Source organism: Streptomyces sp. NPDC058697 (assembly GCF_042715345.1).
Lineage (GTDB): Bacteria > Actinomycetota > Actinomycetes > Streptomycetales > Streptomycetaceae > Streptomyces > Streptomyces liliifuscus.
On record NZ_JBHXSU010000004.1, the window covers coordinates 609,727 to 629,790 of the forward strand.

A 20,064-nucleotide genomic window follows, 5' to 3' on the forward strand; every position below is an offset into this window, starting at 1 on the left:
TCACAGCACCGTGCGACCCCGGCGCGCCCCCGCCCGTCGCCTGTCTCCCGCCTTCCCCCGCCGCACCTTCGAGTCCGCAATCCCGCACCGTCGCCAGGAGAATCCCGTGGCCCTGCCGTCCCCTCCCCCCGCCGCCGCCGACAGCCAGGAGCCGGTGGCCGACGTCGTGTGCGTCGGCGAGACGATGGCCGTGCTCAGCCCGCCTGACGCCCGCCCCCTCGCCGAGCAGCCCGCGCTCAGCATGGCCATCGGCGGTGCCGAGTCCAACGTCGCCTGCGGACTGGCCGGCCTCGGGCACCGCGCCGCCTGGCTGAGCCGACTCGGTGACGATCCGTTCGCCCGTCGCATCCTCGCCGAACTCACCGCGCGGGGCGTGGACGTGAGCGCCGTGGAGACCGATCCGGAGCGGCCGACCGGCGTCTACTTCAAGGACCCGGGCCCGGACCGCACCCGTACGCACTACTACCGCGGCGGATCGGCCGCGTCCCGGATGGGGCCGGAGCTGGCCGGGCGGCCCGTACTCCGCCGGGCCCGGATCGTGCACCTGTCGGGCGTGGCCGCGGCCGTCTCCGACAGCTGCGCCCGCCTGCTGGAGGCGCTGCTCCTCGGCCGGGAGGGCCTTGCCGCACGTGGTCCGGTCGTCTCCTTCGACGTGAACCACCGTCCCGCGCTCTGGCGCGACCGCGGTACGGACGCCGCGCAGAGCCTGCTGCCCCTCGCCCGCGCCGCTGACATCGTGTTCGTGGGACGGGACGAGGCCGAGGAGTTGTGGGGCACCGCCCGCCCGGACGACATCGCGGCCCTGCTCGCTCCCGCGCCCGTCGTGGTCGTCAAGGACGCCGAACACGGAGCGACCTCGTACGCCGACGGGGTGCGGACGTTCGTGCCCTCGCTGCCCACCAAGGTGGTCGAACCGGTCGGCGCGGGCGACGCGTTCGCGGCCGGCTACCTGGCCGGTGTCCTGGAGGACCGCGACGAACGCTCGCGGCTGCGCCTCGGCCATCTGGCTGCCGCCGCCGCGCTGCGGACCAGGGACGACGTGCCCGTCATGCCGACGCGCGCCGAGACCGACCGGTGCCTCGCCCTGGACGACGATGCCTGGGCCGCCACGGCACCCCGTTGAGAGAACCGCCCGCCGAGAGAACCACCTGCTGAGGAAACGCCGCGCACCAGACCGAGTCGGGCAGTACCGAATCGGGCCCCGTCGAAGGAGAACTCCCGCCCATGACCGCCGACTTCCTCTCCCAGCTGTCGAGGGACCGCGTGATCGCCGTCGTCCGCGCACCGGAGATACCCGACGCGGCGGCATTGTGCGCGGCCTTGCGCGCCGGTGGCATCCGCTGGATCGAGTTCACCCGCACCACGCCCGGACTCGCCGCGCATCTGCGACGGGCGGTGGCCGACGACGGGGACGGCATCGGCGCGGGCACGGTGATGACCGGCGAACAGGCCGAGGAACTGATCGACGCGGGCGCCCGGTATCTCGTCACCCCCGGTTGCCGCCCGGAGGTGGCGAAGGCGGCGTCGGCGGCCGGAGTGCCGGTCGTGCTCGGCGCCCTCTCCCCGACGGAGGTCGGGCTGGCGCTCGACCTCGGCGCCGACGCGGTGAAGATCTTCCCCGCGCGCGCCTTCGGCCCCGGTTACCTCCGGGATCTGGCCGGCCCGTTCCCGGACGTTCCGCTGGTGGCCTCGGGTGGCGTCAACGAGGACAACGCGGCCGCCTTCCTCGCCGCCGGGGCACGTGCGGTGTGCGCCGGTTCCAACGTCGTACCGCCCTCCCTGGTGGCCGCCGGGGACTGGCCGGAGATCACCCGACGGGCCCGCGCCTTCACGGACTCCTGTCGATGAGCCGATGACGGCCGGGGCAGCCTCGGGCGAGCAGCCTCAGGCGGGGCTGTCCCACAGCACATGCAGGGTGAGCGGCTTGCGGAACACCAGACCGTACGGAGCGGTGGGGTGCTCCGGGTCGAGCCGCAGGGCCGGGAGGCGTTCGAGCAGCCGCTGGAGCGCGATCCGGGTCTCCAGGCGGGCCAGGTGTGCGGCGAGGCAGTAGTGCGGGCCGTGGGCGAAGGCCAGTTGGAGGCGTGCGTTCTCGCGGCGGACGTCGAAGCGGTCGGGGTCGGGGAAGACGGCCGGGTCGCGGTTGGCGCCCGTCAGGGAGACGGTGACCAGGTCGCCCTTGCGTATCGAGGCCGGGCCGAGGACGGTGTCGCAGGTGGCGTAGCGGTCCACGACCGCCGCCCCGGGTTCGAGGCGCAGCGATTCCTCGATGGCACCGTCCAGGAGGCCGAAGTCGGCCCGGACCAGGGCGAGTTGGTCTGGGTGGCGCAGCAGATGCAGCAGCGCGTTGGTGATCATCCCCTCGGTGGTCTCGATGCCTCCGAACATCAGGACCGCGGCGTTGGAGGCCACTTCGGGCACCGACAGCCGTCCGGCCGCGGAGACGAGGAGCGACGACGTGCTCCGGTCCTCGACGGTGGCTTCCACCGCGGCCCGCAGCCGCGCGTACGCCGCGGCGCCCGCGGGCGCCGCCTCATGTCCGGCGGTGATGTCGGAGACCGAGCGCACGATGGCGTCGTACCAGGCGAGCACTGTGTCCGCGTCGGTGCCCACCAGTCCGAGCGCCTCGGTGACGACGGCGACCGCGAGCGGGCCGGCGAAGGCGCGTCGCAGGTCGACGGCACCGGTCGGTTCCAGTCCGGTGATGAGCCGCTCGGTCTCCCGCTCGATGAACGAGGCGAAGCCGTCACGGACCTCGCGCGGGCGGAAGGGCTGGTTGAAGGGCTCGCGGTGACGCGTGTGCTCGTCGCCGTCCAGCGACAGCATGCTCGGCCCGACGACCTGCGCGGTGGAGAACCGGGGGTCGTCGACGGTGAAGGTCGACGCGTCCCGCATCACGCTCATCGCGAGGTCGCGCCGGGTCACCAGCCAGCCGTCCAGTTCGGGAAGCCACGACACGGGTTCGCGCTCACGCAGTTGCGCCAGTCGCGGGTGCGGATCCCGGGCGAGTTCGGCGAGCGTGGTCGCGGTCCCGAGCGGGAAGGAGTCGGCGACGCTCATCGCGTGGCCCGGCCGAGTACAGGAAAACCGATCATAGCCAAGGCTAACCGCTGAGCGCGGGGGCCGGGATCGGCCCCCGCACACCGTCCGCGAGGTCAGACGCAGTCACGGGGGGGGACGGACCGTCGTAGAGGTCGGGTCCCCGGCCGACGTCAGGCGTAGTAGTGGATCGTGCCCCTCAGTGCCGCCTCCCCGCCTTCGCAGTGCTGGACGAAGGTCCCCGCGAACGCCTTGATGGTGCCGTCGTCGTTGAGCGCGAGTCCGGTCACCGTCAGCTCTCCGGTGATCGTGTTGCAGCCGCGTCCGTTGCCGTCCATGTCGAGCCCCGCAACCCCCTCGGCGGCGCTGCGTTCGGCCTGGTAGGTGCGCCCTGCCTCGAACTGCTCGCCGGTGGGCGGGGCGAGGGACGCGCTCCAGTACTCGCGCTTGCCCGAGACGCCGTACCGGATCCCGTCAGCTCCGCCGGAGAGGGAGAACGTGCTGGTGGCACCGGTGTGGGCCTGGCTCAGGCCCTGGCCTATGTAGTCACCGGCGTCGCTGGTGTAGGAGTACGACAGCGGATACGCCTGATACTTGACGACGCCCTTGAGCGCGGGGGCGTCGGCGGACTCGCAGTGCTGGGTGTAGTTGGCGTCCAGGACGGTTATCGCGCCCGAGGCGTCCGTCTCCAGCTGGTCGACCGAGAACTGGCCGAACACCTCGTTGCACCCGCGGCCGTCGCCGGAGACGTCGAGGCCCGGGGAGCGGCCGGTGCGGAAGGCGGCCCGCTCGGCGTCGCGGTAGACACCGGGACGCAGTTCCTCCCCCGCCGGGGCGGCGAGGTCTACGTCCCACCAGGTGGTGTCCGTGGAGACACGGAACCGCACGTACTCCGCGGTGCCGCCGGCCGTGATCGTCGCGGTCGCCGGTGTGTAGGCGGCGCCGACGCCCTGGCCGATGTAGTCACCGGCCTGGCTGGTGTGGCTGTACTCGGTGACCGCCGCCGGTGTTCCGGTGACCGCCACGGCGGGCTGGGCCAGTGCTGTGCCCAACCCGACCGTCGCGGCCAGGCTCGTCAACGCGCCGGTCAGAACGCGTCGCCATCCAGTGCGTCTACGCACGGATGCATCCCCCTCTGCAGTGTTGGGCGCCCCCGGTGGACACCCGCACCACAGTTGTAACAACCGCCACTGACAACGAGAAGCGGTCTGTCCCCTCCCCCGTGAGAGGACAGACCGCGGTTCCTCACATGGCGACGATCCGACTCGGCGTCAGCAGGGGAAGAAGACGCTGTTGTCGTTGGCGAGCCGCTTGAACGCGGCCTGGGTGCCCGATCCGGCGATCCCGTCGATGGCGCCCGTGTAGCCCCAGTTGAAGGCGAGCTTGCGCTGCAGCGCCTTGATCGTGTTGGGGCCGACGATGCCGTCAATGGCCCCGGTGTAGCCCCAGTACTCCTTGAGCCAGCGCTGGTACGCCTTCCAGCTGTTGGTGCCCAGCAGTCCGTCGATGGCGCCGGTGTAGCTGGACGGAGAGATCCTCAGGAAGCACTGCATGTTCTTGGCCTGCTGGGTGCTCAGGCCGAGGTTGTTCGTCGCAAGGATGGTGACGTCCTGGGCGCTCACCGCCGGCTTCACGGCCGGTGCGGAGTCCGCGAAGGCGGCGCCCGAGCCCGCCAGGCCCCCCGCGGCGATCCCGACGGCGGCGGTGACACTGACGATCGTCCTCGTCAGAGCTCGCATACTTTCCCCTCCGATGCTTCGGTCCCTCTGTGCCCTCTGTGGGCGGGGCCGACCATGTGGTCGGCTCGGCAATCAGACTGTGTGGCAGGCCGTGTGCTGCGCCACGGTCGCCGGGAAAGTGACGTCATCGCGGGACGTCCCACTCGCTGACCTGCGAGGACATCATTCGCCGGGACGATCCCGCGGGACGGTTCCGGCGGAGCCGCCGCGGCGGAGGGTGGCCGATTCGGTACGGAGGCGGAACCGGTGTATGGGGCACATCGTGAAAGCTGATGCAGAATGCGCGGGAAATTGGACCGCTGACCACGGTCCGCGAACGCGAGTGGGGGGAACATGTCGCGTTGGAAAGTGCTGCCCGGAGAACTCGATCCGCGTGTACGGCAGTTGGTGGTGCGTCTACGCCGGCTCAAGGACCACAGCGGCCTGAGCCTGCGGCAGTTGGCGGCGAAGACGGGGTACAGCACGTCTTCGTGGGAGCGGTACCTGGGCGGGCGGTCGCTGCCGCCCCGGGAGGCCGTCGAGGCGATGGCACGGATCGGCGGTGACGATCCGACCCGGCTGCTCGCGTTGCACGAGGTCGCCGCCGAGGCCTGGGGAGAGGGACGCGCGGGCACGTCGACACCGGGATCACCCGAAGCGTCCGAAGCGTCCGAGGCAACTGGCGCGACCGGCTCGACCGGCTCGGCTCACACGGTTGAGGTGGCCGGCGCGCTTCGGGCAGGCGGAGCCGACGACACCGGGCCGTACAACCTGTCGGCCCCCAACGAGGAGACGCGGCACGGGCGTTCGCTGCGCGTCGCGCTGGTGGCGGGGTCCGTGGCGGTGGTGCTGGCCGTCTCCTCGGCGGTCCTGCTGGCCGTGCGGCTCTCGGACGGCGACAGCAGGGCGTCGGCAACCCCTCTCGGCTCGGCCACCTCGTCCGTGTCGCCGTCGCCGTCACCTTCGGGGCCGCGTACGTACGCCTGCGAGGTGGAGCGGATCGAGGGCCGCTGGTACGCGGGCAACAGCCGTACCCAGGACGCCGTCCTGGCGGAGGGCCTCGCCGGTCCGGAGGTGGCCGAGGCACAGTGTCTGCTGCGCAGGGCGGGCTTCGCCCCGGGGGTCGTCGACGGAATCTTCGGTCCGCACACCAAGAGCGCGGTCGAGCAGTTGCAGAAGCGGGCGGGCCTCGTCGTGGACGGCATCATCGGCCGGCACACCTGGGGAGCCCTACGGCGATGACGCGCACGACGCCGTCGCCGTCGCCGGAACGTGCACGACTGGCGGCCGCGCTGCGGGACCTGCGGACACGCACGGGCCTGAGCATGGTCGGCCTGGCGGAACGGACCGCGTTCAGCAAGTCGTCCTGGGAGCGCTATCTCAACGGCAAGAGCGTGCCGCCGCGCGACGCGGTGCGGGAACTGTGCCGGCTCGCCTCCGAACCGGAGGGGCGATGTCTGGCGCTGTGGGAGATCGCGGAGTCGGAGTGGAGCGGGCGCGCGGCACAGGCACGGCCTACGGACACGCCCGCGGAGGCGCCCGCAGAGGCGCCGATGACAGCTCCGGAACCGGTCCCGTCCGAGCGGTCCGCTCCGGCTTCGCGGTCCGAGCGGTCCGCTCCGGCTTCGCGGGATGAGACGCGCGCCGGACACAGGGGTGCGGCCGTGGCGGTGCTCGCCTCGGTGTGTGCCGTCGTCGTCGGCGGTGTGGCCATCACTCTCTTCCTCGTCCTGGGCCAGGACGCGCCACGCTCGTCCTCCTCCGCTTCCCCGTCCCCGTCCGCCACCGGGCCCCGCTGCCGGGGAGCGGCGTGCGAGGGCAGGAGCCCGATGGACATGAAGTGCGGGGTCGGGCCGCAGACCCTCGCCTCGTACCGCACCGCCTCGGGAGCGATGCTGGAACTGCGCCACAGCGAGACGTGCGGGGCCAGTTGGGCCCGGATGTGGGGAACGCGGATCGGCGACCGGCTGGAGGTGACCGCGGACGGCCGCCCACGCTCCGCCAAGGTCGAGGTCAAGGACGAGGCCGACGCGGCGGCGTACGTCTACACCCCGATGACCACCACCCGCACCGGCACTCTCGTACGGGCCTGCTTCCGTCCGGCGTCGGACGGCGAGGAGGAGTGCTTCGAGGGCCAGGTCCGCTGAGCGGCAGGTTGCGCTACTCGTCCGCGGCGATGGCCTCATGGCCGGTCGCGCAGGTCCCAATAGCCGGTCGCATGACTCAATGTCCGGTCGTATGGCCTCCTGGCCGGTCAGTGGAGGGATGCCAGCCAGGCGGTGATGGCCTCGGCGGCCTGCGGGGCCTGTTCCTCGATGAGGGTGAGGTGGCTGCCGTCGACCTCGGAGACGGTGTGGGCGGTGTCCCAGGAGGCGCGCCAGTCCGCGGTGGCCGCCGTCTCCGCGTGCCCGGCCCATTCCCTGGGCCGGACGAACAGCACAGGTGCCGCGATGTCCTCGACCTGGTGTCCTTCCATCAGCCCGCCGTACCACATCAGCGCCGACAGACGGGCGCTGCTGAACGGGCCGAAGACCGCCTCCCGTTCGAAGACGCCCGCGAGCATCTGGTTGCGCAGGTCGGCCATGCCCTCGGTGTCCGGGTGGTAGGTGTCGAGCAGCACGACCGCCGACGGCCCGGCTCCGCTGTCCTCCAGGTGGCGGGCCACGGCGTGGGCGAAGAGGCCGCCCGCCGAGTAGCCGGCCAGGGCGAAGGGTTCGCCGGCGGCCGCCAGTCGGATCTGTGCCGCGCAGCCCTCGACCACCGTGCCGAACGATGCGGGCAGGCTCTCCGTCTCGGCGTATCCCGGCAACGGCACCGCCGTCACGTCCAGGGTCCCGTTCAGGTTCGCGGCCAGCCGCGCGAACTGGTGGGCGCCCCCGACTCCTGGTGAGGGGAAGCAGAACAGGCCGGGCTTCCGCGGGCCTTCCGCCAGCTTCACCAGCGGTGGCAGGGTATCCGGCTCGACCGGTGAGGTGTGCGTCGGCCGTAGCGCGGCCACCGCCTGCAGCAGCGCGACGCCCTGGTCCAACCGCCCGCTCCGGAACGCTTCCCGGAACATCGCGGCCGGTGATTCGAGCGAGGGCTCACCGACTGCCCCGTCGGTGGCCGTGACGGTCGAGCGGCCGTCCAGTTCGGCCAGCAGCCGAGTGGTGAGCGCCCGTGGGCTGGGGTGTTCGAAGACTGCGGTGGCCGGGATCGTGAGACCGATGTCCGGCTTGAGGCGGTTGCGCAGCCCGAGCGCCGCCACGGAGTCGAACCCCATCTCCAGGAAGGCCCGGTCGGGGTCCACGGCCTCCGGCCCCGGGTGTCCCAGGATGGCGGCGGTGTGGGCGCGGACGAGTTTCAGGACGCGCTGCCGGCGTTCGTCCTCGGGCAGCGCGGACAACTGGTCGGCCCGCCCCGGGCCGTCGCTCATCGGCCCGCCGACGGCTGCCGTCCGCCGCGCCGGGGGCCGGGCCAGCGCCCGCAGCATGGGCGGCACACCTTCCGCCCGGCTGCCGACGGCCACCGGATCCCACTGCGGCGCCACCACGACCGGCAGGGCGGTGCGGACAGCCGCGTCCAGCAGGGCCGGCCCCTCGGCGCCGGCCAGTACCCGCGCTCCCCGTCGGCCGTCACCCGCCGTGTCGGCCACCGCGTCGTTCTCGTCCCACACCTCCGAGACCAGGCACTGGGCGGGCAGGCCCTGGGCGGTCCGGTGCTCGGCCAGCGCGGAGAGGAAGAGACCGGCCGCCGCCGCGCTGCCCCGGCCGGGACCGTCCACCATGGCCGCCGAACCGGAGAACAGTACGAAGGCGGTCAGCGGCAGCTCACGAGTCAGCTCGTGCAGGTGCCAGGCCGTGTCCGCGTGGGTCCGCAGCGCGTCCTCGATCTGCTCGGCGGTCAACGCGGGCAACGTGCCGATCGCGTCGCTCGCCGTGCCGGCCACGGTGTGGACGACCCCGGTCAGCGGGTGGTCGTCGCCGACGGTGGCCAGCAGCGCTGCGACCGACTCCCGGTCGGTGAGGTCGCACTCCTCGACCCGGACCTCGGCGCCCAGATCGGCCAGCTCCGCGGCCAGTTCGACGACCTCTCCGGCCGCCGTACCGTCGTGCCCGGCCAGCAGCAGATGACGGACGCCGTTCTCTGTCACGAGGTGCCGGGCCAGTTGGGCACGTTGACCTCCGGTGGTCGCGGGGGTGCCGATGGTCCCGGGGGTTCCGGGGGTTCCGGTCGACCCGGCGGCTCCGGCGGGTCCGGCCGCTCCGGCGGGTCCGGTAGCTCCGGCGGGTCCGGTGGCTCCGGTCGTCCCGGTCGTTTCAGCGGCTCCGGCCGCTTCGGCCGCTCCGGCCGCTCCAGCCGCCCTGGCGGCCCCGGCGGCCCCGGCGGCCCCGGCGGCCCCGGTGATGAGTACCGTCCCGTCGGTGTTCCAGGGTGTCTCCCCGGCGGGGGCGGCATCCGGCCGCGTCAGGCGCGGCACGCTGATCCGGCCTGCTCGCACGGCCAGTTGGGTTTCGCCGGAGGCGACGGCCTGGGCGACAGCGGAGGACAGAGCTGCCTCGGATTCCGCGCTGTCGTCCAGGTCCGCCAGCAAGTAGCGACCGGGCAAGTCCGCCTGCGCCGACCGCACCAGGCCCCACACCGCCGAGCCCGCCAGGTCGGTGATCTCCTCGCCAGCCACCGAGGCCGCGCCGCGCGTCACCACCACCAAGGGTGAGTCCTGGGGTGGATCGTCCCCGGCCCGGGAGCGCAGCGCGTCGAGTACGCCGAGCACCGCCGACCGGACCCGGGCAGGCACGTCGGTCCCCTCGGCGACTACCCGGTGGACGGCCGGCTCCTCACCCGCGGCGGTGGCGGCCACGGACGCACCGGCCATCGGCAGCCACGCCACCCGGAGCAGCGGCCGGCTGCGCTGCGGCCCGAGGGCCCTGATCTGCTCGGCGGTGACCGGGCGGGCGACCAGCGACTCGACGGTGGCCACCGGGGCACCGGTGGCATCGGCCGCGGTCAGCCGCAGACCCGAGCCGGTCGCCGTGACCTTCACCCGCAGCATCGAGGCGCCGGTGGCGTGCAGCCGGACCCCGCTCCAGGCGAACGGAACGGCGGGTTCCCCTGCCTGTCCGTCCCCTTGCCCGTCCCCTTGCCCGTCCCCCTGTCCGTCCCCGGCGTCCAGCAGGCTGATCTGCAGGGCCGCGTCGAGCAGGGCGGGGTGGATGCCGTACTCCGCGGCCTCGGCGACCGTCTCCTCGGGCAGAGCGACCTCGCCGAACGTGGCGTCGGCGTGGCGCCATGCCGCCCTGAGTCCCTGAAAGACCGGCCCGTACTCCAGCCCGCCCGCGCGGAGTTCACCGTAGAAGTCGCCGAGGGGCAGCGGGTCGGCCCCTTCGGGCGGCCAAGTCTCCAGCCCCGTAACTCCCGCTGGTCCTGAATCCGAGCCTGCATCCAGGCGGGCGTCCGGACCTGCGTCCCTACCTGCGTCCGGACCTGCATCCGGACCTGCTTCCGGGCCCAGCGTTCCTTCGGCGTGCAGGGTCCAGGTCGTGCCGTCCTCGTCCGCCGAGGTCTCGGTCCGCGAGTGGACCCGTACCTCGCGGCGCCCTTCGCCGTCGGGTGCGTCCACGGTCACCTGCACCGCGACGCCACCGCGTTCCGGTACGACGAGCGGCGCGCGCAGGGTCAGTTCGTCGACCACGCCGCAGTCGGCCCGGTCCGCAGCGCACATCACCAGTTCCAGGAAGCCGGTCGCGGGGAACAGCACGATGTCGTGCAGCAGGTGGTCGGCGAGCCAGGGGTGGCTGTCGAGGGAGAGCCGGCCGGTGAGGACAAGGCCGCCGCTGCCGGGAAGGGCGACGGCCGCGCCGAGCAGCGGGTGTCCGACGGGGAGTTGCCCGAGGCGGGCGGGATCGGCGCCGTACGAGACCGGGGTGTCCAGCCAGTAGCGCCGGCGCTGGAAGGGATAGGTCGGCAGCTCGACGACACGCGCGGTATTGGAGAAGGACGTCTGCCAGTCCGGGGTGACACCGTGCACGCACGCCTGGCCGAGCGAGAGCAGGAAGTGGTCCAGCCCGCCCTTGTCCCGCTGCAGGGACGAGATCGCCACCGCCGTCGCGCCCGTCTCTTCGGCGTCGTCGAGGGTCTCCTGGAGCCCGACCGTGAGCACCGGATGGGGGCTGATCTCGACGAACACGCCGTGGCCCTCCTCCAGCAGCCCTCGGACCACCGACTCGAACCGCACGGGCCGCCGCAGGTTGGTGTACCAGTACCCGGCATCCAGGCCCGTGGTGTCCGCCATCGGTCCGCCGGTGACGGTGGAGTGGAACGGCACGTCACCCTGTTTGGGCGTGATGCCCGCCAGGCACTCGAGGAGGGTTTCGCGCAGGGCCTCGACCTGAGGGCCGTGCGAGGCGTAGTCGACCGCGATACGTCGTGACCGCACGTCCTGGTCGTGGCACAGCACCATGAACTCTGCGAGCGCGTCGGGGTCACCGGACACCACCGTGGAGGCGGGGCCGTTCACCGCCGCGATCCCCACCCGGTCCTCCCACTTGGCCAGCAGCCGCTCCACCTCGGCGGCGGAGGCGGCCACCGACACCATGCCGCCCTGGCCGGACAGCCGGGGAATGGCCTGGCTGCGCAACGCCACCACGCGGGCCCCGTCCTCCAGCGACAACGCCCCGGCCACGCAGGCGGCGGCGATCTCTCCCTGGGAGTGGCCCACAACCGCGTCCGGCTCGACGCCGTAGGCGCGCCACAGCCCGGCCAGGGCCACCATCACCGCCCACAGGACCGGCTGGATGATGTCCACCCGCTCCAACGCCACCGGATCACCGAGCACTTCCTCCAGCGACCAGTCGACCCACGGTTCCAGCGCCCGCCCGCACTCGGCGAGCCGCTCCGCGAACACCGGGGACGCGGCCGCCAGTTCCTGGCCCATCCCCACCCACTGCGATCCCTGGCCGGGGAACACGAACACCCGCCTGCCGGCGCGGCCGGCCACACCCGTGGCCACATGTCCGGCCTGTGCACCGGCGGCGACCGCCGCGAGGCCGCGCAGCAGTTCGGCGGTGTCCTCGCCGATGACCACGGCCCGATGGTCGTGCAGCGCACGGGTGGTGGCCAGGGAGTACCCCACATCCGCCGGTTCGAGCTCGTGCTCGGTGACGTGCGCCGCGAGCCGGGCGGCCTGCTCCCGCAGGGCCTGCTCACCACGGGCGGACAACACCCAGGGGACGGCCGACAGGGCGCCCCCCGGCTGCTGGTCCTGCTCGGTGTCCCGCGCAGTGTCCCGCTCGGTGGCCGGCTCGGTGGCCGGCTCGGTGGCCCCCGTGTTCCCGGGCCTGGGCTCGGGTGCCTCTTCCAGGATGACGTGGGCATTGGTGCCGCTGATTCCGAAGGAGGAGACACCGGCCCGCCGCGGGTGACCGTCGCGCCGCCACTCGCGCGCCTCGGTGAGCAGGTCCACCGACCCGGTCGACCAGTCCACGTGCGAGGAGCGTTCGGCGACGTTCAGGGTCCTGGGCAGCACGCCGTGCCGCATCGCCATGACCATCTTGATCACACCGGCCACCCCGGCCGCCGCCTGGGTGTGCCCGATGTTCGACTTCAGCGAACCCAGCCACAACGGCCGTCCCTCGGGCCGCTGTTGCCCGTACGTGGCCAGCAGCGCCTGGGCCTCGATCGGGTCGCCGAGGGTGGTGCCGGTGCCGTGCGCCTCCACCGCGTCCACCTGGTCGGCGGAGACCCGGGCGTTCGCCAGGGCCTGCCGGATCACCCGTTCCTGCGAGGGGCCGTTGGGGGCGGTCAGGCCGTTGGAGGCGCCGTCCTGGTTGACCGCCGAGCCCCGCATGACGGCCAGTGTCCGGTGGCCGTTGCGCCGGGCGTCCGACAACCGTTCCAGTACGAGCATGCCGACGCCCTCGGACCAGCCGGTGCCGTCGGCATCCGCGGCGAACGACCGGCAGCGGCCGTCCGGTGACAGGGCGCCCTGTCGGCTGAACTCCACGAACATGTCCGGCGTGGACATCACCGCCACACCGCCGGCGAGAGCCAGCGTGCACTCCTTCTGCCGCAGTGCCTGGCAGGCCAGGTGCAGACTCACCAGCGAGGAGGAGCAGGCCGTGTCCACGGTGACCGAGGGCCCCTCCAGGCCGAAGGTGTAGGAGACCCGTCCCGAGACGATGCTGCCCGCGGTCGCCCCGGTCGGGTAGTCGTGGTACATCATCCCGGCGAAGACACCGGTCGGGCTGCGCCTCAGCGTGCCCGGCGGGATACCGGCGTGTTCCAGCGCCTCCCAGCAGGTCTCCAGCAGCAGCCGCTGCTGCGGGTCCATCCCCTGTGCCTCGCGCGGGCTGATGCCGAAGAAGTCCGGGTCGAACTCCCCCGCCCCGTAAAGGAATCCGCCCTCGCGGACATAACTGGTCCCGGGCCGGGACAACTTCGGGTCGTACAGGCGCTCGACGTCCCAGCCGCGGTCGTGCGGGAACTCCGAGATGCCGTCGGCCCCTTCGGCAACCAGCCTCCAGAGATCGTCCGGCCCTTGCACCCCGCCCGGATAGCGGCAGCCGATGCCCACGATCGCGATCGGTTCGACCGGGTCCGAGGACAGCTTCCTGACCTGCTCCCGCAGCCGTTCGGTCTCCTTCACCGAGGAGCGGAGCGCCGCGAGAAGTTTCTGTTCGTCGGCCGTCACGACGTCATACCTCCTGGGGGGAGTCACTGCTGTCGGAGCCACCCAGCGCCATGCTGATGAGGCTGTCGGCGTCCATCGCGTCGATGTCGGCCACTTCGGCCCGCTCCGGACCGTCCTCGCCCGGTACCCGGGCCTCGTCCCCGCCGAGACCGGCGAGTTCGAGCAGCCCTGCCATCAGACCGGCGTCCCGGAGCCGCCGGAGCGGAATGGCCTGCAGCGCCCTGCGCACGCGCTCCTCGTCCCGGGCCGCCAAACCGTCGTCCCCGCCTTCGGGGGCGAGCTCGGCGTGCAGGGATTCGGCGAGGGCGTACGGGGTGGGGAAGTCGAAGACGGCGGTGGACCGGACCGGGATGCCCGTGGCCGCCTTGAGCCGGTTGCGGAGTTCGACCGCGCCCAGGGAGTCGAAGCCCATCTCCTGGAAGGCCCGGTCCGGCGCGATGGCCTCCGCCGAGCCGTAGCCGAGCACGGCCGCCACATGGGTACGCACCAGATCGAGTACGGCCCGCTCGCCCTCGGCCCGAGACAGCCCGGCCAGCCGCTCCGCCAACGCCGGGCCGGCCTGCGCGAACGCTCCGCCGGCCACGGCCCGCCGCACCGTCGGCCGTGCGATGGCCCGCAGCACCGCGGGCACACCTTCGGCCCTGTCACCGATCGCCACCGGATCCAACCGGGCCAGGAGCAGCACGGGCAGCGGGACACGGGTGGCGAGATCCAGCAGGGCCAGACCATCGACGGCCGACATCTCCCGCATGCCCCATCGCCGGATCCGTTCCCGGTCCCTGTCGGACAGCCCCTGAACCATCCCGTGTCCGTCGCCCCACAACCCCCAGGCCAGGGACTGGGCGGGCAGTCCCTGAGCAACCCGGTGCTCGGCCAGCGCGGAGAGGAAGAGGTTGGCCGCCGCGTAGTTTCCCTGCCCAGGGCCGTCCATCACGCTGGACGACGAGGAGAACAGCACGAATGCCGTCAGGTCCAACTCCCGGGTCAGCTCGTGCAGATGCCACGCCCCGTCCACCTTGGGCCGCAGCACGTACTCGATCTGCTCCTCGGTCAGCGTTTCGATCATCCCGTTGGCCGCGACTCCGGCCGTATGCACGACTGCCTTGAGGGGGTGCTCGGGATCGATGCCCGCCAGGAGGGCGGCCAGCGCGTCACGGTCGGCGACGTCGCATGCCTCTATACGCACCTGGGTGCCGAGTTCGGACAGCTCGCCGAGGAGGTCGGCGGCGCCGGGGGCGGTCATGCCGCTGCGGCTGATCAGGAGGAGGTGCCGGATGCCGTGCCGGGCGATGAGGTGCCGGGCGACCAGGGCGCCAAGACCGCCGGTGCCGCCGGTGATGAGGACCGTGCCGTGTGGGTCCCAGGGGGTGGGTACGTCGCCGGCCTGGGGCTGGGGCGCTGGCTCTGGCTCGGGCTGAGCTTGGGTGTGGATGAGGCGGGGGACTGTGATCTGCCCCGCGCGGAGGGCGAGTTGGTGTTCGCCGGTGGCCAGGGCGAGGGCGGCGGCGCTGGGCAGGGCGGTGTGGGAGTCGGGATGGTCGTCGGTGTCGATGAGGAGGTGGTGGCCGGGTGTTTCGGCCTGGGCGGAGCGGACCAGACCCCACACTGCCGCCGCGGCCGGGTCGGTGGGCGGGTCCGTGTCGGTCACGGACACCGCGTTGTGGGTGATCAGCGCGATGGGGGTTCGGTCGGAAGTGGTGTGTTCGTGCCCGGCCGAGGACTGCAGGGTGCGGAGGGCGTGGAGGGTTGTGTGCAGTGCGGACCGGACTCGGGTGGTCATGTCGGGGCCGTCGGCTGTGACGTGGTGGAGGGTGACTTCCTGGGCTGCGGAGGTGGGGGTGGGGGTAGAGGTGGCGCTGGGGGTTGAGGTGGCTGGCGTGGTTGTGGCCGGGGGTGTGGGTGCCGGTGTCCAGTCCAGGTGGAAGAGGGCGTGGTGGGTGGGGTGGGTGGAGTGGGCGAGGTGGTTGGCGGTGTGGGGGGTGGATGGGGCGGGGCGGGTGGCGAGGGAGGTGACTGAGGCGACGGGGGTTCCGTGCGGGTCGGCGAGGTTGACGGCGGTGGTGGTCGGTCCGGTGGGGCGGAGGTGGACGCGCAGGGCGGTGGCTCCGGAGGCGTGGAGGGTCACACCCTGCCAGGCGAATGGCAGGTGGGCGGTGGGGGCTTGCGGGCCGGGGTCGCGGTCGTCGTTCCGGTCATCCCGGTCGTCGTCCTGACCGTGGTGCTGGCTGTGGTCCTGACCGTGGTCCTGACCGTGGTTGGCGCCGGCCAAGGCGTGCAGGGCTGCGTCGAACAGGGCCGGGTGCAGGCCGAAGCTCGTGGCCTGCTCGGCACTCGGGGTGGGGAGTTCGACCTCGGCGAACACCTCATCGTCGCGGTACCAGATCGCGCGTACGCCCTGGAAGGCAGGGCCGTAGTGGAGGCCCTGGCGGGCCAGGTGCGGGTAGAGGTCTTCGATGGGTATGGCGTGGGCTCCGGGTGGGGGCCATTGGGTGAGGTTGTCGGTCGGCGCGGTGGCTGTGGCTGTGGGGGTAGCGGTGAGGGTTCCGGAGGCGTGGAGGGTCCAGGGTGCGGCGGGGTCAGGGTCGTTGTCCGGGCGGGCGTAGATCTCCAGGGCGGCGCGGTCGGTGCCGGGGTCGCGCCGGACGATGACCTGGAGGGTGACCGCCGTGTCCGACGGCAGGACGAGAGGTGCCTCGTGGGTGAGTTCTTCCAGGGTGGGGAGGCCGACTGTGTCCCCGGCGCGGACAGCGAGTTCGACAAAACCAGTACCGGGGAAGAGGACGGCGTCGTGAACGGCGTGGTCGGCCAGCCAGGGGTGACTGCGGGTGGACAGCCGGCTGGTGAGAACCGCGCCGGTCTCGTCCGCGGCGACTACCACCGCGCTCAGTAGCGGGTGTTCGGCGGTCTCCAGTCCTGCCTGCTCCACGTTCACTGTGTCTTGTGCCGCGTCGATCCAGTAGTGCTGGTGCTGGAAGGGGTAGGTGGGCAGGTCGATGGGGTGGGTGGGCTGGTCTTTGAAGAGGGCGAGCCAGGTGACGGGGATGCCTCGGGTGTGCAAGTGGCCCAGGGCGTGCAGGAGATGAGCGGGCTCGGGCCGGTCCCTGCGGAGGGCGGGGATTGTGTCTTGGTCCTGGTCGGTGTGTTCGGCGAGGGTGGTGAGGGTGGCGTCGGGGCCGATTTCCAGGAGGGTGGTTGTTCCTGCGGTGCGCAGGGCTTGCAGGCCGTCGTGGTAGCGGACGGTTTCGCGTACGTGGCGTGTCCAGTAGTCGGGTGTGCACAGGTCGTTCGGATCCGCGAGAGCACCGGTCAGGTTGGAGACCAGCGGAATCACCGGCGGGTGGAAGGCGACCGACTGGGCCACCTCGCCGAAAGCCGCAAGCATCGGGTCCATCAAGGGCGAGTGGAAGGCATGGGACACCCGCAACCGCCGGGTGTGCTTGAAGTGGGCTGCGGCTGACAGCACTGCCGTCTCCTCACCAGAGATGACTACCGCGTCGGGGCTGTTCACCGCTGCGATCGCTACCCGCTCCAAGCCCGCCAGAACTGACCCGACTTCATGCTCGGTGGCCCGCACCGAGACCATGGCGCCCCCGGTGGGTAGCGCACCCATCAGCTGGGCGCGGGCTGTGACCAGGGTGCAGGCGTCGGGCAGGGTGAATACGCCGGCCAGGTGTGCGGCGGTCAGTTCGCCGATGGAGTGGCCGGCAAGGTAGTCGGGCCGTATGCCCCATGACTCCAGTAGCCGCCCCAGTGCGACTTCCAGTGCGAAGAGTGCTGGTTGTGCGAACTCTGTACGGTCCAGGTGGCCGTTGTCTTCGGCTTCTGTTGATGGCCACATGATTTCCTGCAGGGGCAGGCCGAGTTCTTCGGTGACCTCGTCCAGGGTGCGGGCGAATGCTGGGAAGGTGTCGTACAGCTCGCGGCCCATGCCGGGGCGTTGGCTGCCCTGGCCGGAGCAGATGAACGCCAGCTTGCCCGGGCGGACCGAGCCGGTCTCGACCTCCGGCCCTGTTTCCCCCTCGGCGACCTTGCCCAGCCCGTGAAGCAGTCCGGCACGGTCGGCGGTGATGACCACTGCCCGGTGCTCCAGCGCGGCACGGGTGGTGGCCAGCGAGTAGGAGAGGTCGAGCAGACCCAGGTCAGGCCGCTGTTCGAGGTGGGACAGCAGATTCGCGGCTTGGCCGCGCAACGCCCCCTCGCTCTGACCCGAGATCAGGAATGGCGGCAGCAGTACCTCCGCAACAGCCGCAGCTTGTCCGGCGTCGCCGTCGGGGTCGGCTTGTGGCGGGACCGGCTGCTCCTCGTCCCCACTCTGGGGGGCTTCTTCGAGGATCAGGTGGGCGTTGGTGCCGCTGATACCGAAGGCGGAGACGCCCGCTCGGCGGGGGTGGCCGTTGTGCTGCCAGGGCTGGGCCTGGGTGAGCAGCTCGACCGCCCCGGCCGACCAGTCCACGTGCGTGGACGCTTCGGTGACATGCAGGGTTTGTGGCAGCAGGTCGTGATGCATCGCCATGACCATCTTGATCACTCCGGCCACCCCGGCGGCTGCCTGGGCATGCCCGATGTTCGACTTCAACGACCCCAGCCACAAAGGCCGATCCTCCGGCCGGTCCTGCCCATACGTGGCGATGAGCGCCTGGGCTTCGATCGGATCACCCAACGTGGTCCCCGTGCCGTGTGCCTCCACCGCATCCACATCCGCCGCCGTCAGGCCCGAATTCGTCAGGGCTTGGTGGATGACGCGTTGTTGGGCGGGGCCGTTGGGGGCGGTCAGGCCGTTGGAAGCGCCGTCCTGATTGACCGCCGAACCCCGGATGACCGCCAGGACTTGATGGTTGTTGCGGCGGGCGTCGGAGAGCCGTTCCAGGACGAGGACGCCCACGCCCTCCGACCAGCCGGTGCCGTCGGCGTCCTCGGAGAAGGACTTGCAGCGTCCGTCGGGGGCCAGGCCCCGCTGGCGGCTGAACTCGACGAACGTGTCCGGGGTGGACATCACGGTCACCCCGCCGGCCAGGGCGAGGCTGCAGTCACCGTTGCGCAGGGCCTGAGCGGCGAGGTGGAGGCTGACCAGGGAGGAGGAGCAGGCGGTGTCGACGGTGAGGGCCGGGCCTTCCAGTCCCAGTGTGTAGGCGATGCGGCCGGAGATGATGCTGCCCGCGCTGGCTCCGGTGGGGTAGTCGTGATACATCACCCCGGCGAACACCCCGGTCGGCGTGCCCTTCAGCGTGGCGGGCACGATCCGGGCGCGTTCCAGGGCTTCCCAGGAGACCTCCAGCAGCAGCCGCTGCTGCGGGTCCAGTTCGCGTGCTTCTCGTGGGGAGATCCCGAAGAATTCCGGGTCGAAGCCGGTCGCGCCGTCCAGGAATCCGCCTTCGCGGACGTAGCTGGTGCCCGGGCGTGCGGACTCGGGGTCGTAGAGCCGCCCCAGATCCCAGCCCCGGTCGACAGGGAACGGGGCAACACCGTCCATGCCCTCGGCGACCAACTGCCACAGTTCTTCAGGGCTGTTCACCCCGCCGGGGTAGCGGCATGCCATCCCGACGATCGCCATCGGCTCGTCCGTAACGGCTGCCTGTACCGGTGCTGCAGTGGTGCTGCTGCCCACCGGGGTGTCGAGGAGGTGGGTGAGGAGGTGGCGGGCGAGGGTGGCGACGGTGGGGTAGTCGAAGACCAGGGTGGCGGGCAGGCGCAGGCCGGTGGCGGTGGTCAGGGCGTTGCGGAACTCGACCGCGGTCAACGAGTCGAAGCCCATTTCGTTGAATGCCCGGCCGGGTTCGATCACCGTGTCCGGGCCGAAGCCCAGCACCATGGCCACCTGAACACTCACCAGGTCGGTGACCAGGGACAGTTGCTGGTCCGCGTCCAGGCCGTGCAGCCGGCGCGCCAGTGACGTGCCGTGAGCGTTGGTGGTGGTGTTCCGTGTGGGGGCTTTGATCAGGCCGTGCAGGACAGTGGGGGTTTCGTCGCGCCGGGTGTGCAGGGTGGCCGGGTCCAGGCGGACCGGGACAACAACCGACTCCGGCATCGCCAAGGCCGCGTCGAACAGGGCCAGACCCTCCTGGTCGGTAAGGGGCAGGATGCCGGAGCGGGCCAGCCGGGCACGGTCCTGTCCGGTCAGCCGGCCCGCCATGCCCTCTGTCTGTTCCCAGGGTCCCCAGGCGAGTGAGTGTGCCGGTAGTCCGAGGCTGTCTCGGTGGTGGGCGAGGGCGTCGAGGTAGGTGTTGGCTGCGGCGTAGTTGGCCTGGCCCGCTCCGCCGAAGACACCCGCGATCGAGGAGAACAGCACGAACGCCGTCAGGTTCATGTCCTGGGTGAGTTCGTGCAGGTGCCAGGCTGCGTCGGCTTTGGGCCGCAGTACGGTGTCCAGCCGGCCGGTGGTCAGGGACGGCAGCATCCCGTCGTCCAAGACCCCGGCCGTGTGCACCACACCGGACAGTGGGTGGTCGGGGTCGATGCCGGCCAACAGCCCGGCCAGTGCGTTGCGGTCGGCGACGTCGCAGGCTTCGATCCGGACGGTGGCGCCGAGTGCGGACAGTTCCGCCAACAGCTCGGTGGCGCCGGGGGCGGCGATGCCGCGGCGGCTGGTCAGCAGCAGCTGCCGCACCCCGTGCCCGGCCACCAGATGCCGGGCAACCAACG

8 protein-coding genes and 1 pseudogene are annotated in these 20,064 nt (G+C 71.9%); 4 read left to right on the top strand and 5 right to left on the bottom strand.

The annotated features are described in order from the left end of the window. The first annotated feature begins 106 nt into the window (after window positions 1-106). Both ACFWXQ_RS13610 and ACFWXQ_RS13615 read left to right on the top strand, forming a co-directional pair. Window positions 107-1,123, top strand: a complete 1,017-nt coding sequence (locus ACFWXQ_RS13610) for a sugar kinase (RefSeq protein ID WP_383951548.1) — start codon at window positions 107-109, stop codon at window positions 1,121-1,123. 101 nt (window positions 1,124-1,224) lie between these two features. Beyond that, window positions 1,225-1,848 (top strand): bifunctional 4-hydroxy-2-oxoglutarate aldolase/2-dehydro-3-deoxy-phosphogluconate aldolase, encoded by a 624-nt coding sequence (locus ACFWXQ_RS13615; RefSeq protein ID WP_383951551.1) that lies wholly within the window; start codon window positions 1,225-1,227, stop codon window positions 1,846-1,848. A gap of 36 nt (window positions 1,849-1,884) precedes the next feature. On the opposite strand, the gene ACFWXQ_RS13620 is transcribed toward ACFWXQ_RS13615, so the two are convergent. The 3 genes from ACFWXQ_RS13620 to ACFWXQ_RS13630 form a co-directional block, all read right to left on the bottom strand. Next, window positions 1,885-3,060 carry a cytochrome P450 gene (locus tag ACFWXQ_RS13620; RefSeq protein WP_386268196.1) on the bottom strand — a complete coding sequence of 392 codons (1,176 nt, stop codon included), beginning with the start codon at window positions 3,058-3,060 and terminating at the stop codon, window positions 1,885-1,887. Window positions 3,061-3,212: 152 nt separating this feature from the next. Next, a complete protein-coding gene (locus ACFWXQ_RS13625) occupies window positions 3,213-4,160 on the bottom strand; it encodes a hypothetical protein (protein WP_383956609.1) in 948 nt (315 codons plus the stop codon). A gap of 150 nt (window positions 4,161-4,310) precedes the next feature. Beyond that, a complete protein-coding gene (locus ACFWXQ_RS13630) occupies window positions 4,311-4,778 on the bottom strand; it encodes a peptidoglycan-binding protein (protein WP_383956606.1) in 468 nt (155 codons plus the stop codon). Window positions 4,779-5,111: 333 nt separating this feature from the next. Here ACFWXQ_RS13630 and ACFWXQ_RS13635 point away from each other — a divergent pair, with 333 nt between their 5' ends. Both ACFWXQ_RS13635 and ACFWXQ_RS13640 read left to right on the top strand, forming a co-directional pair. Beyond that, window positions 5,112-5,999 carry a peptidoglycan-binding protein gene (locus tag ACFWXQ_RS13635; protein ID WP_383956603.1) on the top strand — a complete coding sequence of 296 codons (888 nt, stop codon included), beginning with the start codon at window positions 5,112-5,114 and terminating at the stop codon, window positions 5,997-5,999. After that, window positions 5,996-6,904, top strand: a complete 909-nt coding sequence (locus tag ACFWXQ_RS13640; protein WP_383956600.1) for a DUF2690 domain-containing protein — start codon at window positions 5,996-5,998, stop codon at window positions 6,902-6,904. Before ACFWXQ_RS13635 ends, ACFWXQ_RS13640 begins: the two co-directional genes overlap by 4 nt. A 107-nt stretch (window positions 6,905-7,011) precedes the next feature. On the opposite strand, the pseudogene ACFWXQ_RS13645 reads toward ACFWXQ_RS13640, so the two are convergent. Continuing rightward, a pseudogene (locus tag ACFWXQ_RS13645) lies at window positions 7,012-13,419 on the bottom strand (type I polyketide synthase); the annotation flags it as partial. 10 nt (window positions 13,420-13,429) lie between these two features. Beyond that, window positions 13,430-20,064, bottom strand: a 6,635-nt coding sequence (locus tag ACFWXQ_RS13650) for a type I polyketide synthase (protein ID WP_386268198.1), incomplete at its 5' end; no start/stop codon positions are given.

Coding starts and splice junctions, on each gene's coding strand:
- ACFWXQ_RS13620 (WP_386268196.1), bottom strand. CDS start 3,060: ATGAGCGTCGCCGACTCCTTCCCGCTCGGGACCGCGACCACGCTCGCC.
- ACFWXQ_RS13635 (WP_383956603.1), top strand. CDS start 5,112: ATGTCGCGTTGGAAAGTGCTGCCCGGAGAACTCGATCCGCGTGTACGG.
- ACFWXQ_RS13640 (WP_383956600.1), top strand. CDS start 5,996: ATGACGCGCACGACGCCGTCGCCGTCGCCGGAACGTGCACGACTGGCG.
- ACFWXQ_RS13615 (WP_383951551.1), top strand. CDS start 1,225: ATGACCGCCGACTTCCTCTCCCAGCTGTCGAGGGACCGCGTGATCGCC.
- ACFWXQ_RS13630 (WP_383956606.1), bottom strand. CDS start 4,778: ATGCGAGCTCTGACGAGGACGATCGTCAGTGTCACCGCCGCCGTCGGG.